Consider the following 23,393-nt stretch of genomic DNA (forward strand, 5'->3'; position numbering starts at 1 on the left):
GTAGACGACATGTCATGCAGGATGATGGAATTTCAGGAGGCTCCCGAAGGCGAATCCGTACTATGGAAGTATATGGACCTCACGAAGTTCGTATCACTCTTGGAGAAAGAAGCACTCTTTTTCAGTCAAGTCGCAGGTCTCAGCGACGCCTTTGAGGGTTCAATACCCTCGGAAAACCTCACGTTTCGGGATCTACGCAAAGGAGATAACTCAGATACCGACTCAATCGGACAGTACAGGAAGTTACTGAATGAGGAGCTTCGTTACTACACATTCGTTGACTGTTGGCACATCAATGAGCTAGAATCGGTAGCGATGTGGGACCTCTATACGACAAGAGGAAATGGAATTGCAATCACCACGACAGTAGAGCAGTATATGAATAGTCTCGAAAATAGTGGATACGAAACGTATGCTGGCGCCCTGAATTACATTGACTACAGAAATGAATCTGCCCCTAGGTACAGCAGTCTCTCTCCTGCATTCCACAAACGCAAAAGCTACGAGCACGAGAATGAATTTCGGGGCGCCATTCAAGAAGTACCCAGATTCCTCAAAGCTGCAGAATACCACAGAAATTCCGATATTTTGAAGACAGATATAGAAAATTATGGTCAAACCTCAAGAGAAATTGTCGAGGTAGATTACGTTCCGATTGACATTGATGAAATGATAAACGAAGTATACATATCGCCGGGCATGGACTGTTGGCAGGAGTCTGTAGTCAAGACAGTTACTGAATCGCTGAGCGAACTCAGCAAGGACGACGTCAAGCAGTCGAATCTCAACGACGACCCGGTGTATTAGCACCACTCACAAGAGATGACAAGAGGGCTCTACAGGTAAGGCAGGGCACACTCCCACTCGGCGTCCCGATCGTCGAGGAACATCTGGAGTGGGTCGATGAACGCGCGCTCGGCACGGCGGAGTCTCGCCTGCCGACGCTCCCACGAGGTCATGCTCGCACCGTCACGTAGGTCGTGGACAGTCCAGGGTCCGTCGAGAAGCGGGCGTAGCCACGGTCACGAAGCAGACTGATGAGTCGCCATGCTTCGTCCGCGTCCATGTCCTGCATCCGCACTGCGAGATACGCACACGCCCGACTGCGTCGGAGGTGGCGGCCACGCGAGAGCCGTTTCAGATGGTCCCACGCCTCGGCGAGCTCCGGGTCGCTCGGCGGCTGGCGGCCGTCCTCGTCCTCTCGGTCGTCGGTGTCCGCTTCGACCGTCGCGGTCATGTGCTCGCGGAGGCTCTGTGCGCGGCTCTTCCCGTCACGCTCACACACCGCGTCGTAGGCGTCGGCGACGTCCTCACGAACGCGGACCTTCACCTGCTTCGTCCCGCGTGGCTCGCCCTCGCTTCCGGGGATGCCTTCGGTACTCACGCCAACCACCCCGTGAATGGTACCATTCTGTCGGCTAGTGGTACCACCCAAAAACCGCCAGACGTGGCGGGTGTGGTACGGACGAAGACAGTAGTGGTACCACCCCCTCCCCCTCTCGCGCGAGACTCGCGCGCGAGGGCGCGGGTGCGCGCACGAGAGGCCATCACCGCCACTCACCTCGGAGACGACGGCCACCGTCGGCCATGATGCGCTCGACGTGGTTGCTGGCCCGATCGTCGGCGACGTGCTCGACGTCGAAGACGCGGACGGGCTCGCCATCCATGTCGGGGTAGTCGACCGTCGTGGCCTTCCGGAGCGCGCAGAGGTGCGCACAGGCTCCCGTGTGGTGCTCGAAGCCTGCGCAGTCGCACTCACCTTCGTAGCGTCCGTGGTCCGTCCTGAGACGCGCCGTGTGGACTTCTTCGCCGTCCGGGAGCGCAACCCGCCACGTGTCCCACGCCTCGCGCCAGATGGCTGCTCGGCGCGGGTCGGCACGCTCGAACGACGTGGTAGCGTCGTCGCGCTCGCCCTCGAAGTCGAGCGGGGTCACGCAGTCACCTCCTGGTCGTCACAACTCGGACAGAGGTCACGGGGGATACTACCGAACCGAGGGGTGGTTCGGACCAGCCGGGAGCCACAGCTCGGGCAATGTCTCATGCTGCACCCCCGGTTTCGGCTACGGTAGCCACCAGACTGCGAAGGGGTCCGTTAGGAAACCTATCGAACTCAACATTGAGCGGGTGCTCCTGAGAAGTTGTATCGTCCGAGAGTAGGTGGCTGGGGAGGTAACGCCCCGTTTTTATTTCGGACAGGAAACGAGTTGTTTCCTGATGGGTCGACACGGATTTGAACCGCGGACCTCCCGGTTATCAGCCGAGCGCTCAACCTAACTGAGCTATCGACCCGTCAGGGCGCATCTGCGAGTACCGGCGAGATACAATTAAGCGTGTCGCTTCGGCACCGCCGGCTGTCGATTGTCACCCCGTCCCAGCCGCGTCGTCAGTTGTCGCTGCCGCTGCCTCGACTCATCTCGTAGTCGTCGTCGTCGAGGTCGTACGGATCGTCGTCGTCGTTCGGGAATCCGCCGGTGTAGACCCGCCCGGTGGCGAAGCCGCCGGTCTTGGCGTCGACGTACGGGCGAACGACCCAGCGTCGGACCGCGACCCGGACCGGGTAACGCGTCGGCGGCAGGACCAACAGGAACCCGAGGAGGTCCGTCACCAGCCCCGGCGTCAGCAGAAACGCCCCCGCGGCGACGAGGAGTGCGCCGTCGATGAGTTCGTCCTCCGGCAGCGTCCCACGGGCGAGTTTGCGCTGGATGCGCCTGAGCGTGTGTCTCCCCTCGGCGCGGACGAGCAGCATCCCGACGAGTCCCGTCAGCACGACGAGGAGAATCGTCGCCGTCGCCCCGATGTTGGGGACGGCGAGGAGGAGCAGGACCACCACGTCCATCAGGGGGATGAGGAGCAGCAGTCCGATGATACGCAGCATACTCATGGGGATTCGTAGTTCGTCCGAACGCAAACGTGTTCCGGCCCGGCGCTCGGGACGAGCGACTCCCGTGAGTTCGCGGCGGCCACGAGTGAGACCCGGTCGGCTCGAACGCCCCCGAATCAGAACCCTTTGAACCGCCGCCGCCCGACGGCGGGGTATGACCGACGAGTCGCTAGTGGAGTGGCGTGAGTGGGGGACGGCGGCGTTCGCGGAGGCCCAGGACCGCGACGTGCCGCTGTTGGGCTTCCTGACCGCACCGTGGTGTACGTGGTGTGACCGGATGGAGACGGAGGGCTTCGGCAGTCCGATGATCGCCGCGAACGTCGCCGAGGGGTTCGTGCCGGTTCGGGTCGACGCCGACCGTCACCCGGCCGTCAGGGAGCGCTACCAGATGGGCGGGTTCCCGTCGACGGTCTTTCTCACCCCCGACGGCCGCCTCCTGAGCGGGGCGACCTACCTCGACCCCGAGGGGCTGCGCTCGGTGGTCGAACGGGTCCGGGAGATGTGGGAGGAACGCGGGTCGGACGCCGGCCGAGTCCCACGAGCGCTGCGTGACCCCGACCCGCCGCGAGGGGCACTCGACGACCGTATCGAGTCCCACATGGCCGGCCAACTGGAGGTCTCTTTCGACGAGCAGTACGGCGGGTGGGGGACCGAAGCGAAGTTCCCGCTCGCCCGGACCGTCGAGTTCGCGCTCAAACGTGACCGCACACGGGCGCTCCAGACGCTCGACGCCGTCGCCGGACACCTCGCCGACCCCGATGGCGGCTTCTACCGCTACGCCACCAACCGCGACTGGTCGGAGCCACACTACGAGCGACTGCTCGACGAGAACGCCGCGCTCGTCCGGGCGTTCGCCAACGCCTACCTACACACCGGCGACGAACGGTACCGCGACGTCGCCGACGACGCCATCTCGTACCTGACGACGACGCTCTGGGCACGCGACACGGACGTCGGTGGGACCACCGACCTCGCCGGCGCGTTCGCCGGTAGTCAGGCGGGCGAGGAGTCGTACTTCGAGCAGCCACCCGAGGACCGCCCGGACGGCAGTCCCGGCGTCGACGAGACGGTGTTCGCCGACCGGAACGGACTGACCGTCGAAGCCCTCCTGTGGTACCACGCGTACACCGACGACGCCGTCGCCCGCGAGTACGCGCGGACGGCACTCCACACCGTCCTCGACACGCTCGAACGCGAGGGGACCGTCGCCCACCACGAGGGCGGCCCCGAAGGGCTACTGACCGACCAGGCACGCCTCTTCCGGGCACTCACGACCGCCGCGCAGGTGCTGGGCGGCGGTCGGTACGTCGACGCCGCCGTCCGAGTCGCCGACCGGACGCTCGACACGCTGTTCGTCGGCGGGACGTTCCTCGACGGGCCTGCGGACGACGAGGCGCTCGGTCTCCTCGACCGGCCGCTCCGCCCCATCGACACCACCGTCGAGGTGGCAGACGCGCTGGTCGACCTGGCGGGGCTGACCGGCGAGGAGCGTTACCGTGAGGTCGCTCGGGAGAGCCTCGAAGCGTTCGCCGGCGCACGCGACCGGATGGGCGTCGACGTCGCGGGGTACGCCAGCGCGGTCAGTCGCGTCGTCTCCCGGCCGCTCACCGTCGAAGTGACGAGCGAGGCGGGGAGCGACCTCCACCGTGCTGCCCTGCGAATCGCCGACCACGAGAAGGTCGTCGTCCCGAACGCGACGCTCGACGGCGAGACGGGCGACGACGACGGTCCGCTCGCCTGCGTCACCCTCCACGGTGAGCGCGCGCTGGCCGACACTCCAGCCGAGTTACAGCGTCGTGTCTCCGAACTGAACTAAACTCCCGAATGGTTTTTGTCCGGTCGGGTCTACGACCGGGTAATGGCTAGCCTCCGAGACCTCGGCCTGTCGGAGTACGAGGCACGGGCGTACCGTGCACTCCTGACGACCGGTCCGACAACGGCAAAGGAGTTGTCACAGGTCAGTGACGTGCCGATGGGGCGTATCTACGACGTGCTCAACAGTATCGAGCAGTACAACCTCGTCCGCTCACAGAGCGCCTCCCGCCCGAAGAAGTACGTCGCCGTCGAACCCGAGACGGCGCTCGACCGTCTGCTCCAGGACAAGAAGCGCGAACTCGCCGAGAAGGAGACCCAGTACGAGGGTATCGTCGACGAACTCGTCGGCAGTCTCGACACGAGCGACGCCGTCGAGGAGCGGTTCTGGACCGCGGCGGTCGGCCCGGTCGAGACCGCCGACCTCCTCGTCGAGCGCATCGCCGCCGCCGACGAGCGAGTACAGGTCGTCGCCTCGACGTTCTCACAGGGGTTCGACGTCGACGACCTCGGCGAACGGGTCGCGCTCGAACTCGAACGCGCACTCGACCGCGGCGTCGAGGTGTCGCTCCTGATGCGCCCGCAACTCGTCGACGAACTCCCCGAGTCCGTCGGCCAGCGCTACCGCGAGTCCCTCTCGCCACACGAGCGGTTCGCGTGTCGCACCAGCGACGACGTGACGGGCAGTTTCACCGTCGTCGACGGCACCGAGGTCTGTATCGAGGTCCCCCACCCGCTCCACGACGTGGGGACGTTCGCCATGATCGACCTGAAGGACCGCGAGTTCGCCGGCGAAATCCGCGACGAGTTCGAACCGCGCTGGGCGGCCGCGACGCCGCTGTCGTTTTAGCGGCCCAAAATCGCGTCGACGCGATTTTTCAGTCAGTCTTCGCTTGGAACAGCTGTTAGATAGAGAGCGTGAGTCTAACGTATCTTCCCGAAAGTATATTCAAACACACAGCAATCACCAAGATATGGTCTCACTCGGTCTTTCACAGGTCCAATTCCTCGTCGCTCACGTGGCAATTGCCGGTTTGGTCTACGTGAGCGTCCGGGATTACGGATGGAACATGGCACTACTGGCCGCTCTCGCGGCGATTGTACTACCATTCGCCCTCGCGTTCTTCGGTGTCGGACTGGTGAACACGTTAGTGATTGAGCTGGTGGTGCTATCCGCCTATTTCATCCGCAGCCAGTACCAAGATGGCCGCGCAGCGCACTCTCTCAACCACTGACAGAGGACCGTTGTTCCTGAGGTATGTGATAGACACGCGGCACACGTCTAACAGCTGCGTCATCACGAACCTGCGTGAAAACAATCCTTGTTCATCGTTTGCCGGTACTGATAGACAGAGAGCGTGGGTCTATCAGTCGGCATGAAACGTGGGTCGTCGATTACTCTACGGTGACGGTTGCCTCACGTTCGCCTCCCGACCATCGTAGGTCGAGCGTCATCTCCTCGCCGGGACTTCCAGTAACGGTCGTTGAGTACGTCCACGACTCGCTCGCCCCGGCTGGAACGTCCAACGAGATTTCGGCGACGGGGGTGATATCCACATCAATACCAATCTGATTGATGGCACCGATGAACGTTCCGTCCACGTCCCCAGTGTTTTCGACCGTCAGCGTTGCCGTCATCTCTGCTTCGTACGTCTCCGGGAAACTGAACTCACGGACCGCGAACTCTGCTGGTGGGGTCGCTAATTCGTCGAGAAGTGCGCGTTCGACTCTGTACTCACCCTCGGGCCACCGAAGCGTTACTGCGTCTGCATCGAGTGGTTCCGGGATGTGAAACGCAACCCACCCGCCTGCCGAGGGAGTGTACTGTGGTCCGTACGGTAGCGATGGACTGGTCTCCGCGATACCGATATACTCTGTTGGCGTGTACGTCGTGCCCGCATCGATTTCGAACTCGTCGTAGGCGACCATCGATTCGCCATCGACACCCATCTTGAATACGAGGAATTGCTTCCCTTGCTCACCGAACACGGCCTTTGAATCGGGAAAGTCGTTCCCGACGACCCACGACTGCGTACCAGCGTCCGTGACTGCGAGCGAGTCACTGGTTGTGGGCGATGAGGTCTGAGTCGAATTGGTCGAGGCTGACCGAGGGTCGGCTGTCGATGTACACCCACTAAGTCCGAGGGTGAGGCCAGTCCCGACAGTGGAGAGGAGGGCACGGCGCTTCATATCACGGTTCGGTCAACGGGTGGTAAATATCTTCTGTGGAGAACGATATACTCGTGGCACGTGTCTAACAAAACCGGCAATCCACTTCGGCTGTGGCTTCTCTGCGGTATCGCACGTGAGCACCGGGGCGGACGACCCACTCTCAGCCACTCGATGCGTACTGTGCGATTCGAGTGATCTGAGAAGGTGAGCGCGCCGTGTCTACTCGTCGTCGCCGTTGACCTCGCCGCGGAGCGTCGCCATCTCGGCGACGCGTTCGGCGTGGGCGTTGTGCTGGTGGATGGACTCGTCGTTCGACTGCTTCATCGTGACGACGGCGTCGTCCGGGAGGTGGTCGAACTGCTCGACGACGCCGTCGGCCATCGCCCGGACGCAGTCCTCGACGAACTTCGCGTCGGCGTGGCTCTGGTAGGTCATGTGGTCCTCGTCGGGGCGCTTGGCGAGGTTGTAGATGCGTGCGCTCATCGAGTCGCGGGCGACCCCGATGAGGTCGGTGAGTTCGACGTCCGGCGACCCGGAGGACTCGATGGTGACGGTTGCGTGGCCGCGCTGGGAGTGGCCCGGTTGCGGGACGCGTTCGAGGAACTCGTCGATGGTCTCGCGTTCGACGCCGAGGTCCTCCAGCGTCGTCCGAGCGCGGGTCTCCGACATCCCCTGCGAACACGGGCAGACGGTCATGCCGACGACGCGTGCGCCGATGGTCTCGCGGGTGCCCTCATCGGTGGCCGTCGCCGCGGCGATGATGTCGGCGGTCGACTGCGTGACGCGGTCGGACTCGGGCGTCCGGTCGTGGGTGACGTAGGTCGCCTCCATCCGCACCTCGGCCTCGCTCGTGTAGTCGTGTTTCTCCAGCAGGCGTTCGGCGGCGTCGCCACAGACGTCCTCGGGACGGTAGGCCGTCTGGCTGACGGCCTGTTCGAGCGTCTCGTCGATGACCTCCATGTTCCGACTCATGTCCGCGCCCTTGCGCCACGACGGCAGGTCGACGTACACCTCGAACTCCGCCATCAGCACGATGGGACGCTGGTCAGCGCGGTCCAACTTCACGAGTTTCTCGACGCCGGTGACACCGACTCGGTTGAGCCCGACCGTGACGTCCGGGCTGGATGCCTGAACGTCCGGCAGCTGTTTGCTCATCGATAAACGACAGGCTTGCCAGTCGGTTATGCGTTCCGGAACTCCCGAGAATTACGGGTTGTCGGCGCTGAAACGTCGGAATCCGTGAGCCGACTCAGTCGAGTTTTCCCAGCGCCGCGAAGAAGTCCAGGTCGGGGCCGGCGATGCGCATCGGCGTCTCCGAGCGGCGAATCGTCACGTCCGTCGGCGTCTCGACCGTCTGGACACGCCGACCGTCGCCGACGACGACGGCGCTCTCGGGGCCGTCGACCCGGACGACGACCTCGCTGTCGGGACCGACCACCAGCGGCGGCATCCCCTCCGCGGCGCACATCTCGGTGACGACCAGGCCGGCCGTGTCCGGGTGGACGAGCGGCCCCCCTTCGCTGAGGTTGTAGGCGGTACTGCCCGTCGGGGTGGCGACGAGGACGCCGTCGGCCCGGCCGCCGGTGTAGAGCGACCCGTCGACGCGGACCTCTATCTCGACGCCACCGCCGTGACCACGCTGCTCGCCCATCACGACCACTTCGTTGAGCGACGGCGGCAACGCCCAGTCGTCACCGGTCGCCCCGACCCGCGGCAGGTCCTGAATCGGGAGGGCGTCGCGTTCGTACTGCTCGACCGCTCGGCCGACGGCGTCGACGGCGTCCTCGGGTGCGGTGACGTTCAGAAAGCCCACTTCGCCGAGGTTGACGCCCATGACGGGGGTCGCGCCCGCACCACGGGCGGTGAACAGGAACGTCCCGTCGCCGCCGATACTGACAACGAGATCACGCGTGCTCATCTCGTCGACCGGGACACCGGCCGCCTCGACGGCGTCGGCCGTCGCGTCGTCGACCACCACGTCGGCGTCGACGGCATCACGGATGTCGCCCGCGAGCGACGCTGCTCGGGGGTTGTCCCGCTGTGCGACGATGCCTAGCTCCATGCGTGGTGCTGGGGCACCGTGGAGCATAACAGACGGGGGTCTCCGACCGGCCACCGTCGGGGGCGGGGCTACCGTTCCGCTCTCCCGACCGTACTGGTCTCGTGAGGACCACGGACACCGACTCACGACAGTCTGATGTCAACGAGGACCATAGTTCGGGCGGACCATGACCAAACACCTCGACTGTGTGGTCGACGGCTGTGCCGCCAGTATCGAAGCGGAATCGGAAGACGACGTGATGGCGCAGGTGGAGACGCACGTCCAGCAGGAACATCCGGACCTCGACCTCGACGACGAGACGGTCGAGATGGTCCGGTCGAACATCCGGACCGTGTAGCGACGCGGGACGGTCCAGTGAGAGGACGGTTCGGCCGTGCTGCGGTTCGGCCGCGACCGGTCGGGACCGCGGCTACTCCATGAACGAGACGGTCTTCGAGTCGGCGAGACGTCGGAACTGGTCGTCCGATAGCGAGACGTCGTCCGCGGCGAGGTTCTCCTCCAGTTGTTCGACGGTCCGTGCACCGACGATGGGCGCGGTCACCTGCGGGTGGCGCTGGAGGTACGCGAGGCTCACCTGCGCGGGCGTGGCGTCGACCTCCTCGGCGACCGCACGAACCACGTCCAGTACCGCGAAGTTCTCCTCGGTCAGATAGCGGTCGGCGAACTGACTCGACTCCGCGCCACGCGTTCCCTCGGGCAGGTCCGCCTGGCGCGAGTACTTCCCGGTCAGGAACCCGCCGGCGAGCGGCGACCACGGGCAGATGCCGACGTCGTAGGCCTCGCACATGTCGACGTAATCGTACTCTATCTCACGGTTGGCGAGGTTGTAGCGTGGCTGAGCGACGGTGAACGGTTCGTAGCCCCGTCGATCCGCGATTTCGTTGGCACGAGCGACCTCCCAGGCGTTCGGCTCGAACGTCGACGCGCCGAGGTAGTTGACCCGGCCGTCGTCGACGAACCCGTCGAGCGTCCGCATGAACTCCTCGGGCGGCGTCCGGTCGTCGAAGCGGTGACAGTAGAGCAGGTCGACGTAGTCCGTCCCGAGACGCTGGCAGATGAGGCGAATCTGACGGCGGAGGTGTTTGCGGCCGATACCACGGCCGTTCGGGTCGTCCTCGCGCGTCGGCCAGAACACCTTCGAGGCGACGACGAAGTCCTCGCGGTCACGGGTCGCCAGCCAGTCGCCGATCCACTCCTCGCTCAGACCGTCGCCGTACATGTCGGCGGTGTCGATGAAGTTGCCGCCGTGCTCGGCGTAGGCGTCGAGGAGCGTGAACGCCTGGTCCTTGTCGACTTCGACGCTGCCGGCGTCCGTCTCGCGGCCGAACCGCCACGTTCCGAAGGGGATGCTTGAGACGGACGTCCCGGTCCGGCCCAGCGGTACCGTGTCGAGTTCCATACCGCCGGCGTCGCGTGGACGGGTCTTAGGCCCGACGGTGTCACACGACGGGTGACTCGGAGGAGGGGAGTCGGGAGGGCGAGCGTGGAGGGTAGGGAACGACGGGTGGGTGGGGCGAGCGGGGCCTTCAGTCGCGGTGGTGGGCGTGACCGAACACGAGACAGACGGCGTTCAGCGAGAGGAGGACGCCGAAAGCGGTCTGTGTCGTCGTCGAGTCGAGTCCCGTCACGAGCAGCGGGAGGTAACAGAACGGGAGCGCCACCGCGAGCCAGAACGCGGCGGCGGAGACCGTCTGGAGGGTCGTCTGGACGAGTCGTTCGGGGATGGAGGGGGCGTGCGTTCGGTCGGAACGGAGCGTTTCGGTCGACATTGGCGGGCGACAGTCTCACTGCATCCTCCGGGGGCTTATAGCCAGCAGAGCTTTCGTCGTATTTTGTGACCGTTCATCGTGTGTTAACAGACGGTGAACGACGTTTCACGACGAGTTCACGAACGCTTAGAAGTTTTATCGAGCGCTATGCTCCGTTCTATTGACAGTCAGTTCGTAGCGAGTGTCGTCGTTCGGCAACGGTCAGGATGGGCGGCTGTCGGGCTCAGCCGAGCAGACCGACGTCCACCTGTCGCGGCCCGGCGTCGGTCAGCAGCGTGAGTTCCCCGCGGACGTGACGAGCGACGGCGCGACGCCACGCCGCGACGGCCGTCGCGTGGTACTCGCGGTGTGACTCGGTCGAGAAGGGGCGACCGCTCGCACGCAGTCGGTCCTCGGTCGCCGCGGGCGTCGGATACGGTGGCGCGTCGGCGTCGAACAGTCCCCACGGGTCGACGTGGAGGGCGGCCGGGTCGACGACCGTCCACGCGTCGACCGACTCGTCGGCCCCGTCGGGTGGGGCAGACCGGGCGGGAGAGGCGACGTGCAGTCGTGCACGCATCCGGCCGTGGAACGGTGGCGTCGCCCGCAGCACCACCGGACGGCCGTTCCGTCGGGCCTCCGCGGCGCTCACCACGTCGTCGGCCGTCACCACGAGCGTCCGGACGGCGGTCGGGTCCACGCAGTGACCGCGCGAGCGGGAACGGCTTAATCACGACGGGTCGCCGGGGCGGTGCGGCACGGGCGGCCCCTCGGCACCGACTCTCACGGCCCCCGAACGGCTTTGCCGGTCGATTTCCACACTTCCACATGGCGTTCGTCACACCACCGCCGCTCGCGTCGGGCGACCGTGTCGCCGTCGTCGCCCCCTCCAGCGGTGGCGCACGCTCCGCCCCGCACGTCCTCTCGCTGGCACTCGACCGCCTCCGTGACCGGTTCGACCTCGACCCGGTCGTCCACCCGACGGCCCGACAGGGCGACGACTTCCTCGCCGCCCACCCCCGTGGGCGGGCGGCCGCCGTCCACGAGGCGTTCCGTGACCCCGAGATACGGGCTGTGTTCGCCACTATCGGGGGCGACGACCAGTTGCGCGTCCTCCGCTACCTCGACCCCGCGGTCCTGCGCGAGCACCCCACGCGCTTCTTCGGAATGAGCGACAACACCAACCTGAACCTCTATCTCTGGCGCGAGGGCGTCGTCTCGTACAACGGCGGGCAACTGCTGAACCAGGTCGGCACGCCCGGTCGGTTCCCGGCGTTCAGCGAGCGCTACCTCCGCCGAGCGCTGTTCGAGGAGTCGCTCGGCGACCTCGACAGCGCACCCCGGTGGACCGACGACACCGTCGAGTGGGCCGACCCCGACTACGCCGAGACGACCCCGGAGTACGAACCCGCACCGGACTGGACGTGGGCCGGTGGCGACGAACGGGTCGAGGGCCGCGTCTGGGGTGGCTGTCTCGCCATCGTCGACTGGCACCTCGCCAGCGACCGGTATCTCCCCGCCCTCGAACGACTCGACGGGCAGGTGCTCGCCATCGAGACGGCCGAGGACCTGCCGAGCGCCGCCGAAGTGCGCTGGTCGCTGATGTGCATGGGTGAACGGGGACTGCTCGAACGGTTCGACGCCGTCCTCGTGGGCCGACCGCAGACGCGCAACCGCTTCGAGCGCCCGTCCCGCGAGACGCGCGAACGGTTCCGCCGCGACCAGCGCGAGGCGGTTCTGAGTCAACTGGCGCGATACAACCCCGAGGCTCCCGTCGTCTTCGACCTCGACTTCGGGCACACGAACCCGACGGTCCCCCTCCCCGTCGGCGGCCGCGTCGACGTCGACCCGAACGAGGGGACGATACGGTTCACCTAACCCGACGGTTCACGGGTCGTTAACGACCGAAAAGCACCGTTTCGTCACAGGAGACACCGTTCGCCCCTCGCCGATCGACGGGCACCCGACAGCGCGACACGAGCGCCGGGAGATACGGCCGGTCGGTCACGACGACGTGTCCCGGTCGTGGCCATGGTCGTCGCCTCTACAGGAGTGGGTCCCACGGTAGCGAGCGTCCCGTCCGTCACCGGGGTCCGGTCGTGTCCGACCGTCGGTGCGTCCGGCGAGGACCGCCTGACCGGAGACGGCGGCGCGAACGACAGCGACGGAGACCGACCGACAGACGGCGCGTGTCATCGTGGAAGCGGGGCCACGACGTCCAGCGGGTCCGGTCTCGGGGTCGGCGTCCTGGCCGCACTACTCGCACTCGTGGGGACGGCGCTCCTCGCCACACGTCGACGATAGGCGGACGCATCACACCGGCAACCGTTTCCGGTTGCAACCGCCCGACGAGAGACCGACTGTAGCCACTGCCTCACCGTCGGTTCCGGTATCGCGTCGACCGTTCTTCCGATATAAACGCGCGGGTAACGAAGCACCTCGGTAGTGGAGTTCTCGTCGATGACAGCATCGCACGGGCAACGAGTCGCCGTCGTGGCACTCGTCGCCGCCCTCGTTGCAGTCCCCGTCGCGTCCGTCGCGGCGACGCCGGGTACTGCACAGTCGACCATCGCTAGCTGTACGACCATCGAGCAGTCCGGCGAGTACACGCTCGCAGCCGACATCGGCGCGAACGCTCCGGAGGCGCGTGTCTCACCGTCGCTGCCAGCGGCGTGACCATCGACGGGAACGGGAACAGTATCGACAACACGGGCGGGGGAGCGACGACGGGCGTCCTCGTCCAGGGCGGGAACGCGGTCGTTCGTGACCTCACAGCGACCGGGTGGCAGGACGGTGTCCGGGTCGTGGACGCCGAGGGCACCACCATCGAGGGAGCGACTCTCAGCGGCAACCAGTACGGCGTCAACGTCCAGCGAACCGGGAGCGCGAGCATCTCCGGTGGCACACTGACCGGGAACGACGTCGGCGTCGTCGCCGAGGACAGTCAGGTGACGCTCACCGACGTGGACGTGACGGACAACGCCATCGGCCTCGACGGCCTCTACGTCGCCTACACGGTCCAGCGGAGCACGGTCTCGAACAACGACGACCACGGCATCCGCGTCAGTTCGGGGAGCCTGACCGTCGAGCGGAGCGCGGTCGAGAACAACGGCAACACCGGTATCCGCGTCGCCTCGCCGGATTCGGCGACCGTCCGATACTCCATCATCTCGGGGAACGGCGCGGGTGTCACCGCGCAGGGCGGGCAGGTCGACGCCCGCGAGAACTGGTGGGGCGCGGAGAACGGCCCGTCCGGTGGCGTCGAGGACCCCGCGACGGGGCGACTCGCCGACGGTGACGGCGACAGCGTCAGTCAGGGCGTCCGCTTCGACCCCTACTACGTGACCGACCCGCGAACCGGGAGCGGTGAACTCGTCGGCGACGACCCGACGGAGACGCCGACCAGCGACCCGACCGAGGAACCACCGACGGAAGAGCCGACCGCGGAGCAGCCGACCGAGGAACCGACGGTCGACCAGCCGACGGACGAACCGGCCGACGACGGTGACGCGGGAAGCGACGACCCGGCCGGTGACGGTGACGACTCGGCCGGTGGGGCCGACGGCGGTGACGACGACGACGACACCGGCGAGGACACCGACACCGACGACTCGGCCGGCGACGACACCACGACCGAAGCGGCCGAGGAGCCGAGCGAGACGACCGTCGAACGGACGGACGAACCGACGACGGCCGTGGACGGACAGCAGTCGACGACCACGACGAGCGAGAGCGGGACCGACGCGCCCGCCGGGCCGAGCGCACCCGTCAACGGGACCGAGACGACCGATACGGACGGTGGGAACCAGACCGCACGCGTCATCGGCGGTGGCGAGACCACCACGTCCAGCGGGTTCGGTCCCGGCTTCGGCGTCTTCGCCGCACTCGTCGCGTTCGGCGCGAGCGCACTGCTGCTCCGTCGGGACTGAACCGGCGAGAACCACACCGCAGACACCCGTTACTCCGTTCGGGACTCGACGGCCGCCAGCGTCGCTTCGAGGTGGTCGCGGTGGAACCGGACCGCCGCGTCACCGTCTCGCTCCGGGTAGCCCGGTCGCGTGACGACGCCCCGTGAGTCGACGGCCGTCCGGACGACGGCCGCGAGTCGGTAGTACGGTCGTCGTTCGCCCCAGTAGTCGGCCGCGAGCGTCGTCGACCGACGGTAGCCGTCGTGGAACGCCTCGCGGAGGGCCGGCGAGGGCGTGTACCAGTCGACCACGACGTACTCCGTCTTCGCCAGCGAGCACTCCGCGGTGGCGGTCATCGGCCCGCCCCAGTCGAGGAACGTCACCGACCCGTCGTACCGGGCGTTGCCGGGTCTGAGGTCCCACGGGAACAGCGTCGAGCGGTGGTCGGCGGCCGGTCGGTCCGCCAGCGCACGCTCGATTCGCGGCCGGAGGTCCGCCAGCGCCTCCGGGAACGCGTCGAGGCCCGTCGCGGTCAGGTGGTCGAACCACGCTGCCCACGACCGGGACGTCTCGACCACGAGGTCGTCGCCGTCGACACCGACCGGGCCGTGTCCGTCGAAGCGGAACACCTCGTGGAGTTCACCGAGTGCGCGACCGAACGTGGCGACGACGGACCGCCGCTCCGACCGGTCGAGGGCCGTGAACCGTTCGTGCAGGTCCTCGCCCGGCGCGCGGTCGGTGAGGAGGTAGCCGTGGCCGTCGAGCGTTCCGGTCGCTCGAACCGTCGGCACGCGAAGCGACGTCCGGTCGCCGACCGCACGGGTCAGCGTCGCCTCGACGTGCAGACGGGCGGGGTCGGAGTGGAGTTGGACGACGACGGCGTCGCCGTCGACCGTCGCGGTGAACGTCCGTTTGACGTTGCCCGCTCGAAGCGCCGAGGGGTCCGAGACCCGACGCTCCGGGAACGTCGTCGTAAGGACGCGGCGAGCGAGGGCGCTGTCCACACGGGAGGGACGGGCCGAACCGCAAAGTGGGTTTCAGTCCCGGCACCACACGACGAGAGCGCTAGCCGTCGGTCGCCGGGTCGTCGTCCGGGGGAGTCGTTCTCGCCTCAGTCGTCGGCCGACTGCTGGAGTTCGCGCGTGGCGAGTTCGCCGTCCATGTCCACGTCGAGGCCACCGATGACCTTCAGGTAGGGGTACGGCATGTCGATACCTTCGGCGTCACAGCGTTCTTTGACCGCCTGGACGAAGTCGGAACGAACCGCCATGAAGTCAGAGCGCGAAGGGTTGGTCATCCAGAACCGGGTCTGGAGACCGACGTAGGAGTCGGCGAGTTCGGTCACACGAACGTCGGGGGCGGGGTCGGCGAGAATCTCCTCCTGTTGGCTCGCCTCGTCGAGGATGACCTCCTTGGCGTGGTCGATGTCGTCCTCGTAGCCGATGCCGAAGACGAACTTCTGGCGGAGTTTGTCGTACGCGACCGGGTTCTTGACCGGGTTGTCCGCGAGTTCGGAGTTCGGGACGGTTATCTTCTCGTTGTCGAACGTCTTGATCGTCGTCACCCGCAGGTCGATGTCGACGACCCGGCCGACGACGTCGTCCTGTTCGATCCAGTCACCGACCTCGAAGGGCTTGTCCTTGAGGATGAAGATACCCGCGACGAAGTTGCCTATCAGGTCCTGTGCGGCGAACCCGACTGCGAGGGCGAGCGCACCACCGAGCGTGGCGAACGCGGCGAGGAACGACCCGAACCCGGCCAGCGCCAACGAGATGGCCAGTGCCGCGAACAGCACCAGGATGCCGAAGACGTCGTCTGCGAGACTCCGGATGCTCTCGTTGAACCCGCGCGCCTTCAGCGCACGTTTGAGCAGCGGAACGGCGACGAGCCGACCGACGAGGTAGACCACGACGAACGCGACGACGAACTTCGCCGCGCCGCCGATGACGCCGCTGAGCAGGTCGAGCCACCCCTCCGTCGTCTCGGGAATCACGAAGTCACCACCGCCGTCACCTTGCTGGAGCAGCGTCATTCACGTCCCTCCGCCACACGACGGAACCGCACTGCTCGAACCGGCCGACCGTCGGCAGACCGTGATACGTGCATACGACACCGGCCACTCACGGGGCACTAATAAATCCGAACCCAGACCGGGCCACTGATACCCGATGTGCGAGCGTTTGTTCCCCGTCTGACGTTAGTTATTTATCATTTTATGTCGAATCGAGACTGTGGACGAATCGACGCGAGACGACGGTGAGGACGCCTCGACGGTCGTCGAGACCCTCCAACGCCTCAAGCGTGCGGGCTCCCGACTGCTCGTGACCGGGTCCGTCAGCGCCGCGGTCCGGGCCCAGCAGACGCGCCACCTGCTCGGGTCGCCCGAGGAGGACCGTGCTCGAATCCTCGCGCTCGCCGACGACTCCTCGCCGTCGGCACATCTCCCCGAGGGACCTCCCACGGCCGCCGACCGGGTGGCCGTCGTCGAACACCGCGGCGACGTTCGGTCGGCCACGGTCGCCCGTGCCGAACCGCTACCACCCCGAGAGACCGCGACGGACTCGATGGCGGCGTTCTACGAGGACGTCCTCGCGGCCGTCGCCGCCGACCGACGGGCGAACGGAGCGCCAGCGCCCGCGACGCTCCGTGTCGGGGTCGTCGGTGGCGGGGCGCTCGTCGACCGGCACGGACTGGACCGGAGCGAACGGATGCTCCGCTCGCTGGGAGATACGGTCGTCGCCGACCGGGGGATGTTCCACTGCCACGTCGCCGCCGCGTCGGACGCCGCCGTCGTGGACGCCCTGCTGCCGTCGTTCGACGTGCACGTCGAACTCCGCCACCGCGAGGGGCTCCCACCGGAACAGCGCTGGTCGTTCCCGGAGACCGACGAACGGACCGAGTGGATGTTGTTATAGGTGCCGAGTCGAAGTGCCAGTGTGAGCGCGCGTTATCTGACCATCGCCGCCACCGACGACCCGGTCGGTGTCGAACTCGCCGACGACATCCAGGGAGTGACGACCCGCCTGGAGACGGCGACGGCGGTCAGTCCCGAACCGTGTGAGCCGAGCGGGTTCGTCTTCCCCGTCGACGCCGCGGTTCGACTCGACACGACCGCGCTCCGCATCCCACAGCACGTCAACCTCATCGTCCGGGAGATGGACGGCCGCGTCGTCGCGGAGGCAGCGAACCGCAACGAACTCTCGTTGCCCGACGGCGAGTACGTCGTCGAAGTCACCTCCCTCGCGGTCAAGACCTACCTCGCCATCGACGGACGCCTCCGGTCGACGACCGACGACGTGGGTCGACGACTGCTGGTCGACGACGCCGACGACCTTCGCCTGGGCATCCGCTCGATGCACGAGTTCCCCGCGACGACGGTGACGACGACGGACGACCCCGCCGACCTCGCACGGGCACTCTCCTGTCTCGGGTCGGCGCTCAAGACGACCAGTTCCGAACGGTCCTGGCCGACGCTCCGTGGCCACCCGCCGCTGTTCGAACTCGGCGATAGCTTCGACGCGCCGCCCGAGTTCGAGCGGACGGACACCCCCGTCGGTATCGAGGTGCCGCCCACCGTCTCCTCGCTGTTCCCGGTCGCACCGCTTGCGTACTACACCGACGCTACCGTGCGTGTCGGCGGCGGGCCGCGACTGCTCGTCGACGGCGAGGAGTACCCGCTGGACGGACCGGGCGGGTTCGAGCGGACCGTCCACCGGACGCTCGAGCGACTGTTCACGCTCGACTGTGTCGTCAGAACCGAGGGGCTGTACCCGGTCGACCTCCACGCACGGCGCGTCGTGGAGGACGACCTGTCGTTCGACCCGGCGGCGATGTACGACGCCTCGCTCGTCGAACAGCTTCGCGCCTACCTCGACACTCCCCACGAGACGGTCGAACCGGCCATCCCCACCTGGAAGTCGACGGTCGACCTCGCACCGGCCGCCGAACACCTCGTCCACCTCCCGTTCGCCGTCGCCGACCTCGCGCGAGTCCGGTGTCCGCAACCCGCGCTCTCACCGTCGAACGACGAGGAGTCGAAGGCCATCGAGGACTTCTACCGCAGCGACGGCGGCCTCGTTCGTGGCGTCGTCAGACGCCCCGGCCCGAACGAGACCCCCTTCGGCGAGGACGTCAGAGTCGTCCAGCCGGAACCGACCGACACCATCGAGCACGCGTGGGTCGGCGACGGGGTACCGATGGGGGCGTCGAAACCGACGCTGGAGGCGTGCAAGCGCCGCCTCGAAGCCCGACCGAGCGGTGCCATCGAAGTCGCCGTCGTCTCGAACTCTCCGGAGATGCGTGCCGAGATGGACGTCCGTGACCTGTACGGTCTCCGTGAACTCGTCGCGTTCGACATCGACATCTTCGAGGACCTCACCGGCACGGAACTCACGCGTGTCCTCGCGGACGACTACGACTTCGTCCACTACGTCGGCCACGTCGACGACGACGGGATGCAGTGTGCCGACGGTCCGCTCGACGCGACCACGCTCGACTACGTCGGGGCACGCGCGTTCGTCCTCAACGCCTGTCGCTCCTACGAACAGGGGATGGAACTCGTCGAGAAGGGAGCCATCGCGGGCATCGTCACGCTGGCCGAGGTCGGTAACGAACCGGCGACGCGTGTCGGCCGGACGCTCGCTCGACTCCTGAACGCCGGGTTCTCGATGGCGGGCGCGATGGACGTCCTCCGGAGCGAGACGATTACCGGCCGGCAGTACACCGTCGTCGGCGACGCGCAGTTACAGATAGCAGATAGTCGAGGGGGAGTGCCGTTGTATACGGAGATAGAGCGACGCGAAGACCAGTATCTGGCGTCGGTCTTCGCGTATCCCACGGCACGAACCAGACTCGGAGCGCTCTGCGTGCCTTATATCGGCGACAACGACGACTGCTACTTCAACTCGGGACCGGCTGGCGATTTCCTCGTTACCAAGGACGAACTGGAGGAGTATCTCTCACAGAGTCAGCTACCAGTGTTCGTCGAACAGCGACTCAGTTGGAGCGACGAGTTGCTCAGTTGCCTTCAAAACGAGCGCGATTGATTATGGACCGCGGATTGCGCCGGCGCTGGCCGCCGCAGAACCGGCCTGCGACAGCAACAACAGCATCGTGAACAGGACGCCGGCCATCTTCGGGTGCTCTGCGATGTACGTCGAGACGTTCGTGTCGGACATGACAGATGGTACGATGCGCCATGAACCAATCAATTTTACTAAATAGATTTTAGAAATTAAACACTAAATTAAGTGTGAAAGTCACACCCAGCTCGAACAACCGGGCCGCAGAGCCGCTGTCGCGTCGTTTTACCGCCGGCAGGGTCGGTGTGGCCGGGAGTGCCCCCGCCGGCAGTAACACGATAAGTGTAGCGCACGTTCGTGGTGGCACGGTGATGATGCTTTCGACAGTGCCGGAAGGCCACGACGGACTCGATACGGTGAGCGGCACGACCAGCACCCACGAGGTGTCCCGATGAGCGTCCTTCAGGCGACCGGTGACGGTGATCTGGCGGCGACGATTCTGGTGTTCGCCATCAACCTCATCGTCGGAACGGGGGCCATCCACCTCGGCGCGATGCTCGTCGTCGACCGGGACACGGGCTACGTCAGGGCGGGTATCACCGCGCTCGTGGGTGCCGTCGTGTGGGCGCTCGTCGTCTTCTTCCTACCGGGCGTGCCGGTGCTGGGACCGATACTCGGACTGGTCATCTTCGTGACGCTCATCAACTGGCAGTACCCCGGCGGGTGGGTCACGGCCGCCGCTATCGGTATCGTGGCGTGGCTGGTCGCCGTCGGCCTGCTGTGGGTACTGGCGACGTTCGACCTCGTCGGGTTCCAGGCACTCGGCGTCCCCGGCGCGTGAGGCGACCGGACGGACGGTCGCGTCGCTCTCCGAAGCGGTTCTGAACGAGAAGTGGCCGGGGTGGGCTCCGAACCCACGATCTCCGCATGTCCCAGGTGTGGAGTCCGGCGGGACTCCACGGGATGCGGGCAGTTGCCGCGCGAGTGTGAACCCTATGAGTGCGGCGCTATGTCCAGCTAAGCCACCCGGCCTGTCTCCGAATATCGCCGTTTCGCACTTGACTCTTCCCATCTTCTCCCAGGGTTTTATGAGACGATAGACAGACCGCGTGGCATGGACACCCCCAGCCTGCTTTCGACCGAACTCGGCGACGACGCCGTCGACGCGAAGGTCCCGCTCGGCGGCGACGACCTGCTCGTCGTCACCCCCGCTCGAACGCTCGTCTATCGCTCCGAGGGCCTGCTGCGCGACGAGACGGTCGAGACGGTCACCCACGACGTCGACCGGGTCGAGGTCACCGAGGGCCGACGCAAGACGACCATCGCCACGACGGCGATGGCTGGCGACCAGGAGTTCACCGTCCCGACCAAGCGTCTCGACGACGTCCTCACGCCCTTCCTCAGCGGCGTCCTCCGTACCACCGGCGAGACCAGCGACGAGGAGGCCGTCCTCGCGGTCTACCGCTTCAGCGAACTCACGCTCGTCGTCACGGAGGGACGGGTCGTCAAACACGTTGGGACCGCGCTTTGGGACACGGACGCCGAGTCGTTCCCGTTCGAGGCCGTCACCGACTTCAGCGTCGAAGAGGGGAGCGTCGCCACCCAACTCGTGTTGACCGTCGACGGCCGGCCACAGCGAATCAAGGCCCCGAGCGAACGAGCGGGTGCGGTCCGTCAGACCCTCCAGCGTGCACTGTTCGACTACCACGGCGTCGACTCGCTGGTCGCACTCCGGACGAAGACCACGGCCGACGACGAGGAGGCCGACGGGGACACCGGTGGGACCGACGACACCGACGATACCGCCGCCACCGACGAGGAGGAGGCTCCGACCCGGACCGTCGAACCGCTGCTCGGTGACGTCACCGACGGAGGGGCGAGCGAGGAGCGGACCGAGCACGCGGCGGCGAACGGGACCACGACGACTATCGACGAGCGAACGGCGACGATCCACAGCGACGAGGTGCTCGACCGCCTCGACGCGCTGGAGGCGACGGTCGACCACCAGACCGACCTCATCGAGCGCCAGCAGGAGACTATCGAGACGCTCATCGAGGAACTTCGGCAGGGTCGCTGACGGACGCTACTCCGAGAGCAGGCCCCGGACGACGAGGAACCCTCCAGCCCAGAGCACCCCCCAGCCCACGCCACTGGCGAGTGCGACCGTCGTCGAACCGCCGAGCAGGAACTGACCACCACCGTAGAGTGCGCCCGTGAGGAGCGCGAGCGCCAGGAACCAGACGGCCACGTGCTCTCGGAACCACGACTCTACGGCCCGGCCGATGTCCATACACGGCGTGACGGTCCGAGCGTCAACAGCGTTGGGTCGGCGCTCTCGGGGGAGTCAGACGCAACACCAGCTACGACACGGCTCACGGGTGGGGTCTCGCGGGGTCAGGACTCCCGCCCGGTCACCTTCCGGATGCACGACGACCCGAACGGGCCGTGCTCGCCCGCCTGGAGGCGCATGAAGTAGCCCGTGGAGATGGACGCACCACAGCGCTTGCAGGTGAACTCGCCCTGCTTCTCGATCACCTCGCTCTGGAACTGCAGGAACCGGCCACCCGTCGGGCGGACGATGCCGTCCTCACGCGAGATGACGCCGCGCATCTCGGCGGTGTCGAGGATGGTCCGCGTCGTCGTCGGGTTGCTGGTGATGGTTTCGAGACGGTCGACACACTCGGCGAGCGAGAGCTCCTCGTGTTCGAGGCGTTCGAGCAGTTGGACGCCGAGTTCGACCGTCTCGTCGGTCACGTCGGCCGATAGATGGTCGGGTAGCTTAAACGGTCCGCCCGGCGTTGGCCGGCGGGCGACGGACGACGGCCACGAGCGGGCCGTGTCGACCCTCCGACGACCAGAAGGAACTTACCCGGCCCGTGGAATCGAGGCGTATGGACGGCGCGACGCGACGACAGCTATCGGGGCTGGCCCTGGCCGTGGGTGTCGTCGTCGTCGCGTCACTGGCGGTGTCGCCACAGCGCGTGCTCGAACGCGTCGTCGCCGTCGCCGCCGACCCGGCCGCGTTCACGCTGGTCGTCCTCGTCCTCGCCCTCTGCCGACCCGTGGTCGCGTGGCCGATGACCCCGCTCGTCGGCGTCGTCGGCTACGTCTTCGGCGTGACCCTCCCCGCGCTGACGCTCGGCCTCACCGTCGCCACGGGGACGGCCGTCCTCCCGTACCTCCTCGCGCGACGCTACCGCCCCACCGAGGGCCTGCTCGGCTGGGTCGGGACGGCCGGCGCGGACTGTTTCGAGACGGCCGGCGACACCCGTGGGGTCGTCGCCGCTCGCCTCGCCCCCCTCCCGACGGACGTCGTCTCCTACGGCGCGGGCCTCTCGCGGGTCCCCGTCCGCCCGTACCTGCTGGGGACGGCACTCGGCGAGTCGCCGTGGGTCGTCGCCGCCCTCCTCGCCGGCCACTCGATGGAGACGCTGAGTACCGACGGTCTCTCCGGAGGTCTCCCGCTCGTGTTCGGCGGCCTCGCCGTCGGCACGCTGTTGCTCGGCGGCCCGGTCTACCGCCGACTCTCGGCGGGGACGCCGGAGTAGGCGGGGAGAGGGACTGCTGCCGGACGTTTCAGACGAACGGGTCCGAGCAGTCGACCACGACGCCGTGGTTCGGGCAGACGTACTTGCAGTGGCGCTTGTACATCGGGGCCTCACAGAACGGACAGGGCCGACCACTGCGCTCGGTCATGGTGCGTCGTTCGTCGCGCGAGACTTAGGCCGTTGGGATTCGGGGGGAATTCTAGAACGAGTTCGGACAACCCGTTTACGTCGGCCGTCCCTC

The 23,393-nt window shown here is 66.6% G+C and carries 29 protein-coding genes and 2 tRNA genes; 13 read left to right on the forward strand and 18 right to left on the reverse strand.

Translation table 11 applies throughout. The annotated features are described in order from the left end of the window. Nucleotides 1-24 precede the first annotated feature (24 nt). Nucleotides 25-807 (forward strand): hypothetical protein, encoded by a 783-nt coding sequence (locus tag GQS65_RS06620; protein ID WP_158203885.1) that lies wholly within the window; start codon nt 25-27, stop codon nt 805-807. A gap of 29 nt (nt 808-836) precedes the next feature. On the opposite strand, the gene GQS65_RS21855 is transcribed toward GQS65_RS06620, so the two are convergent. The 5 genes from GQS65_RS21855 to GQS65_RS06645 all read right to left on the reverse strand — a co-directional run bounded on the left by GQS65_RS21855 (nt 837) and on the right by GQS65_RS06645 (nt 2,875). After that, nucleotides 837-959, reverse strand: a complete 123-nt coding sequence (locus tag GQS65_RS21855) for a hypothetical protein (protein ID WP_267902891.1) — start codon at nt 957-959, stop codon at nt 837-839. Beyond that, a complete protein-coding gene (locus GQS65_RS06625; RefSeq protein ID WP_158203886.1) occupies nt 956-1,384 on the reverse strand; it encodes a hypothetical protein in 429 nt (142 codons plus the stop codon). The genes GQS65_RS21855 and GQS65_RS06625 overlap by 4 nt, the downstream gene beginning before the upstream one ends. 163 nt (nt 1,385-1,547) lie before the next feature. After that, complete coding sequence (locus GQS65_RS06630; protein WP_158203887.1) at nt 1,548-1,934, reverse strand: hypothetical protein; 387 nt, start codon at nt 1,932-1,934, stop codon at nt 1,548-1,550. 281 nt (nt 1,935-2,215) lie between these two features. Continuing rightward, nucleotides 2,216-2,289: transfer RNA gene (locus tag GQS65_RS06640), tRNA-Ile, on the reverse strand. Nucleotides 2,290-2,383: 94 nt separating this feature from the next. Further along, entirely contained in the window at nt 2,384-2,875 is a 492-nt protein-coding gene (locus tag GQS65_RS06645) for an FxsA family protein (RefSeq protein WP_158204610.1), read from the reverse strand. 160 nt (nt 2,876-3,035) lie between these two features. Here GQS65_RS06645 and GQS65_RS06650 point away from each other — a divergent pair, with 160 nt between their 5' ends. From GQS65_RS06650 to GQS65_RS06660, 3 genes are all read left to right on the forward strand, one after another. Continuing rightward, entirely contained in the window at nt 3,036-4,697 is a 1,662-nt protein-coding gene (locus GQS65_RS06650) for a DUF255 domain-containing protein (RefSeq protein ID WP_158203889.1), read from the forward strand. Nucleotides 4,698-4,739: 42 nt separating this feature from the next. Next, nucleotides 4,740-5,543, forward strand: a complete 804-nt coding sequence (locus GQS65_RS06655; RefSeq protein ID WP_158203890.1) for a TrmB family transcriptional regulator — start codon at nt 4,740-4,742, stop codon at nt 5,541-5,543. A gap of 124 nt (nt 5,544-5,667) precedes the next feature. After that, nucleotides 5,668-5,928, forward strand: a complete 261-nt coding sequence (locus GQS65_RS06660) for a hypothetical protein (protein ID WP_158203891.1) — start codon at nt 5,668-5,670, stop codon at nt 5,926-5,928. 160 nt (nt 5,929-6,088) lie between these two features. Here the strand turns inward: GQS65_RS06660 and GQS65_RS06665 are convergent, their stop codons facing one another. The 3 genes from GQS65_RS06665 to GQS65_RS06675 form a co-directional block, all read right to left on the reverse strand. Beyond that, a complete protein-coding gene (locus GQS65_RS06665) occupies nt 6,089-6,883 on the reverse strand; it encodes a hypothetical protein (protein WP_158203892.1) in 795 nt (264 codons plus the stop codon). Between the two features lie 201 nt (nt 6,884-7,084). Further along, entirely contained in the window at nt 7,085-8,020 is a 936-nt protein-coding gene (mptA, locus tag GQS65_RS06670) for a GTP cyclohydrolase MptA (protein ID WP_158203893.1), read from the reverse strand. A gap of 94 nt (nt 8,021-8,114) precedes the next feature. Then, nucleotides 8,115-8,927: an NAD(+)/NADH kinase gene (locus GQS65_RS06675; protein ID WP_158203894.1), complete on the reverse strand. Its 813-nt coding sequence runs from the start codon at nt 8,925-8,927 to the stop codon at nt 8,115-8,117. Between the two features lie 166 nt (nt 8,928-9,093). On the opposite strand from GQS65_RS06675, the gene GQS65_RS06680 reads away from it, so the two are divergent. Beyond that, nucleotides 9,094-9,264: a DUF1059 domain-containing protein gene (locus tag GQS65_RS06680; RefSeq protein ID WP_158203895.1), complete on the forward strand. Its 171-nt coding sequence runs from the start codon at nt 9,094-9,096 to the stop codon at nt 9,262-9,264. A 72-nt stretch (nt 9,265-9,336) separates the two neighbouring features. Here GQS65_RS06680 and GQS65_RS06685 read toward each other — a convergent pair whose 3' ends face one another. From GQS65_RS06685 to GQS65_RS06695, 3 genes are all read right to left on the reverse strand, one after another. Then, complete coding sequence (locus GQS65_RS06685) at nt 9,337-10,326, reverse strand: aldo/keto reductase (RefSeq protein ID WP_158203896.1); 990 nt, start codon at nt 10,324-10,326, stop codon at nt 9,337-9,339. Nucleotides 10,327-10,453: 127 nt separating this feature from the next. Then, nucleotides 10,454-10,696: a hypothetical protein gene (locus GQS65_RS06690; protein WP_158203897.1), complete on the reverse strand. Its 243-nt coding sequence runs from the start codon at nt 10,694-10,696 to the stop codon at nt 10,454-10,456. 223 nt (nt 10,697-10,919) lie between these two features. Then, nucleotides 10,920-11,375 (reverse strand): hypothetical protein, encoded by a 456-nt coding sequence (locus GQS65_RS06695; RefSeq protein ID WP_199268412.1) that lies wholly within the window; start codon nt 11,373-11,375, stop codon nt 10,920-10,922. 128 nt (nt 11,376-11,503) lie between these two features. Between GQS65_RS06695 and GQS65_RS06700 the strand changes: the two genes are divergently transcribed. The 3 genes from GQS65_RS06700 to GQS65_RS06710 all read left to right on the forward strand — a co-directional run bounded on the left by GQS65_RS06700 (nt 11,504) and on the right by GQS65_RS06710 (nt 14,604). After that, on the forward strand, nt 11,504-12,553 hold the full coding sequence (locus GQS65_RS06700) for a S66 family peptidase (RefSeq protein ID WP_158203898.1): 1,050 nt from the start codon (nt 11,504-11,506) through the stop codon (nt 12,551-12,553). Nucleotides 12,554-13,135: 582 nt separating this feature from the next. After that, the gene (locus tag GQS65_RS06705; RefSeq protein ID WP_158203899.1) at nt 13,136-13,351 is read left to right on the forward strand and encodes a hypothetical protein; all 216 of its coding nucleotides are present in this window, start codon (nt 13,136-13,138) and stop codon (nt 13,349-13,351) included. Continuing rightward, nucleotides 13,348-14,604, forward strand: coding sequence for a right-handed parallel beta-helix repeat-containing protein (locus GQS65_RS06710; RefSeq protein ID WP_158203900.1), 1,257 nt, complete (start codon nt 13,348-13,350; stop codon nt 14,602-14,604). The genes GQS65_RS06705 and GQS65_RS06710 overlap by 4 nt, the downstream gene beginning before the upstream one ends. Nucleotides 14,605-14,633: 29 nt before the next feature. Here the strand turns inward: GQS65_RS06710 and GQS65_RS06715 are convergent, their stop codons facing one another. Further along, nucleotides 14,634-15,587 (reverse strand): phosphotransferase family protein, encoded by a 954-nt coding sequence (locus GQS65_RS06715; RefSeq protein ID WP_199268413.1) that lies wholly within the window; start codon nt 15,585-15,587, stop codon nt 14,634-14,636. 107 nt (nt 15,588-15,694) lie between these two features. After that, entirely contained in the window at nt 15,695-16,615 is a 921-nt protein-coding gene (locus tag GQS65_RS06720; RefSeq protein ID WP_158203901.1) for a mechanosensitive ion channel family protein, read from the reverse strand. 199 nt (nt 16,616-16,814) lie between these two features. Here GQS65_RS06720 and GQS65_RS06725 point away from each other — a divergent pair, with 199 nt between their 5' ends. Both GQS65_RS06725 and GQS65_RS06730 read left to right on the forward strand, forming a co-directional pair. After that, nucleotides 16,815-17,498 (forward strand): DUF7504 family protein, encoded by a 684-nt coding sequence (locus GQS65_RS06725; RefSeq protein WP_158203902.1) that lies wholly within the window; start codon nt 16,815-16,817, stop codon nt 17,496-17,498. Nucleotides 17,499-17,519: 21 nt separating this feature from the next. Beyond that, nucleotides 17,520-19,628, forward strand: a complete 2,109-nt coding sequence (locus GQS65_RS06730; protein WP_158203903.1) for a hypothetical protein — start codon at nt 17,520-17,522, stop codon at nt 19,626-19,628. Here the strand turns inward: GQS65_RS06730 and GQS65_RS21860 are convergent, their stop codons facing one another. After that, entirely contained in the window at nt 19,629-19,760 is a 132-nt protein-coding gene (locus GQS65_RS21860; RefSeq protein WP_267902892.1) for a DUF7503 family protein, read from the reverse strand. It abuts the gene before it with no gap. A gap of 295 nt (nt 19,761-20,055) precedes the next feature. On the opposite strand from GQS65_RS21860, the gene GQS65_RS06735 reads away from it, so the two are divergent. Further along, a complete protein-coding gene (locus GQS65_RS06735) occupies nt 20,056-20,445 on the forward strand; it encodes a hypothetical protein (RefSeq protein ID WP_199268414.1) in 390 nt (129 codons plus the stop codon). 52 nt (nt 20,446-20,497) lie between these two features. Here GQS65_RS06735 and GQS65_RS06740 read toward each other — a convergent pair. Then, nucleotides 20,498-20,636: transfer RNA gene (locus GQS65_RS06740), tRNA-Met, on the reverse strand. An 82-nt stretch (nt 20,637-20,718) separates the two neighbouring features. On the opposite strand from GQS65_RS06740, the gene GQS65_RS06745 reads away from it, so the two are divergent. Further along, entirely contained in the window at nt 20,719-21,681 is a 963-nt protein-coding gene (locus GQS65_RS06745; RefSeq protein WP_158203904.1) for a DUF7115 domain-containing protein, read from the forward strand. A gap of 6 nt (nt 21,682-21,687) precedes the next feature. Here GQS65_RS06745 and GQS65_RS06750 read toward each other — a convergent pair whose 3' ends face one another. After that, entirely contained in the window at nt 21,688-21,894 is a 207-nt protein-coding gene (locus GQS65_RS06750; RefSeq protein WP_158203905.1) for a hypothetical protein, read from the reverse strand. Nucleotides 21,895-21,998: 104 nt separating this feature from the next. Further along, on the reverse strand, nt 21,999-22,358 hold the full coding sequence (locus tag GQS65_RS06755) for a DUF5830 family protein (RefSeq protein ID WP_368279908.1): 360 nt from the start codon (nt 22,356-22,358) through the stop codon (nt 21,999-22,001). A gap of 137 nt (nt 22,359-22,495) precedes the next feature. Here GQS65_RS06755 and GQS65_RS06760 point away from each other — a divergent pair, with 137 nt between their 5' ends. Next, complete coding sequence (locus tag GQS65_RS06760) at nt 22,496-23,152, forward strand: VTT domain-containing protein (protein ID WP_158203906.1); 657 nt, start codon at nt 22,496-22,498, stop codon at nt 23,150-23,152. Between the two features lie 28 nt (nt 23,153-23,180). Here GQS65_RS06760 and GQS65_RS22020 read toward each other — a convergent pair whose 3' ends face one another. Further along, nucleotides 23,181-23,300, reverse strand: coding sequence for an HVO_2523 family zinc finger protein (locus GQS65_RS22020; RefSeq protein WP_303646294.1), 120 nt, complete (start codon nt 23,298-23,300; stop codon nt 23,181-23,183). Between the last annotated feature and the right edge of the window lie 93 nt (nt 23,301-23,393).

Origin of the sequence: Halomarina oriensis (assembly GCF_009791395.1) — an archaeon.
Taxonomy (GTDB): domain Archaea; phylum Halobacteriota; class Halobacteria; order Halobacteriales; family Haloarculaceae; genus Halomarina; species Halomarina oriensis.

Bases quoted from the DNA above. Each gene is read 5' to 3' on its own strand.
- GQS65_RS06620 (WP_158203885.1), top strand. From the start codon at position 25: ATGGAATTTCAGGAGGCTCCCGAAGGCGAATCCGTACTATGGAAGTAT.
- GQS65_RS21855 (WP_267902891.1), bottom strand. From the start codon at position 959: ATGACCTCGTGGGAGCGTCGGCAGGCGAGACTCCGCCGTGCCGAGCGC.
- GQS65_RS06645 (WP_158204610.1), bottom strand. From the start codon at position 2,875: ATGCTGCGTATCATCGGACTGCTGCTCCTCATCCCCCTGATGGACGTG.
- GQS65_RS06650 (WP_158203889.1), top strand. From the start codon at position 3,036: ATGACCGACGAGTCGCTAGTGGAGTGGCGTGAGTGGGGGACGGCGGCG.
- GQS65_RS06655 (WP_158203890.1), top strand. From the start codon at position 4,740: ATGGCTAGCCTCCGAGACCTCGGCCTGTCGGAGTACGAGGCACGGGCG.
- GQS65_RS06660 (WP_158203891.1), top strand. From the start codon at position 5,668: ATGGTCTCACTCGGTCTTTCACAGGTCCAATTCCTCGTCGCTCACGTG.
- GQS65_RS06665 (WP_158203892.1), bottom strand. From the start codon at position 6,883: ATGAAGCGCCGTGCCCTCCTCTCCACTGTCGGGACTGGCCTCACCCTC.
- mptA (WP_158203893.1), bottom strand. From the start codon at position 8,020: ATGAGCAAACAGCTGCCGGACGTTCAGGCATCCAGCCCGGACGTCACG.
- GQS65_RS06675 (WP_158203894.1), bottom strand. From the start codon at position 8,927: ATGGAGCTAGGCATCGTCGCACAGCGGGACAACCCCCGAGCAGCGTCG.
- GQS65_RS06680 (WP_158203895.1), top strand. From the start codon at position 9,094: ATGACCAAACACCTCGACTGTGTGGTCGACGGCTGTGCCGCCAGTATC.
- GQS65_RS06685 (WP_158203896.1), bottom strand. From the start codon at position 10,326: ATGGAACTCGACACGGTACCGCTGGGCCGGACCGGGACGTCCGTCTCA.
- GQS65_RS06690 (WP_158203897.1), bottom strand. From the start codon at position 10,696: ATGTCGACCGAAACGCTCCGTTCCGACCGAACGCACGCCCCCTCCATC.
- GQS65_RS06700 (WP_158203898.1), top strand. From the start codon at position 11,504: ATGGCGTTCGTCACACCACCGCCGCTCGCGTCGGGCGACCGTGTCGCC.
- GQS65_RS06705 (WP_158203899.1), top strand. From the start codon at position 13,136: ATGACAGCATCGCACGGGCAACGAGTCGCCGTCGTGGCACTCGTCGCC.
- GQS65_RS06720 (WP_158203901.1), bottom strand. From the start codon at position 16,615: ATGACGCTGCTCCAGCAAGGTGACGGCGGTGGTGACTTCGTGATTCCC.
- GQS65_RS21860 (WP_267902892.1), bottom strand. From the start codon at position 19,760: ATGTCCGACACGAACGTCTCGACGTACATCGCAGAGCACCCGAAGATG.
- GQS65_RS06735 (WP_199268414.1), top strand. From the start codon at position 20,056: ATGAGCGTCCTTCAGGCGACCGGTGACGGTGATCTGGCGGCGACGATT.
- GQS65_RS06745 (WP_158203904.1), top strand. From the start codon at position 20,719: ATGGACACCCCCAGCCTGCTTTCGACCGAACTCGGCGACGACGCCGTC.
- GQS65_RS06750 (WP_158203905.1), bottom strand. From the start codon at position 21,894: ATGGACATCGGCCGGGCCGTAGAGTCGTGGTTCCGAGAGCACGTGGCC.
- GQS65_RS06760 (WP_158203906.1), top strand. From the start codon at position 22,496: ATGGACGGCGCGACGCGACGACAGCTATCGGGGCTGGCCCTGGCCGTG.
- GQS65_RS22020 (WP_303646294.1), bottom strand. From the start codon at position 23,300: ATGACCGAGCGCAGTGGTCGGCCCTGTCCGTTCTGTGAGGCCCCGATG.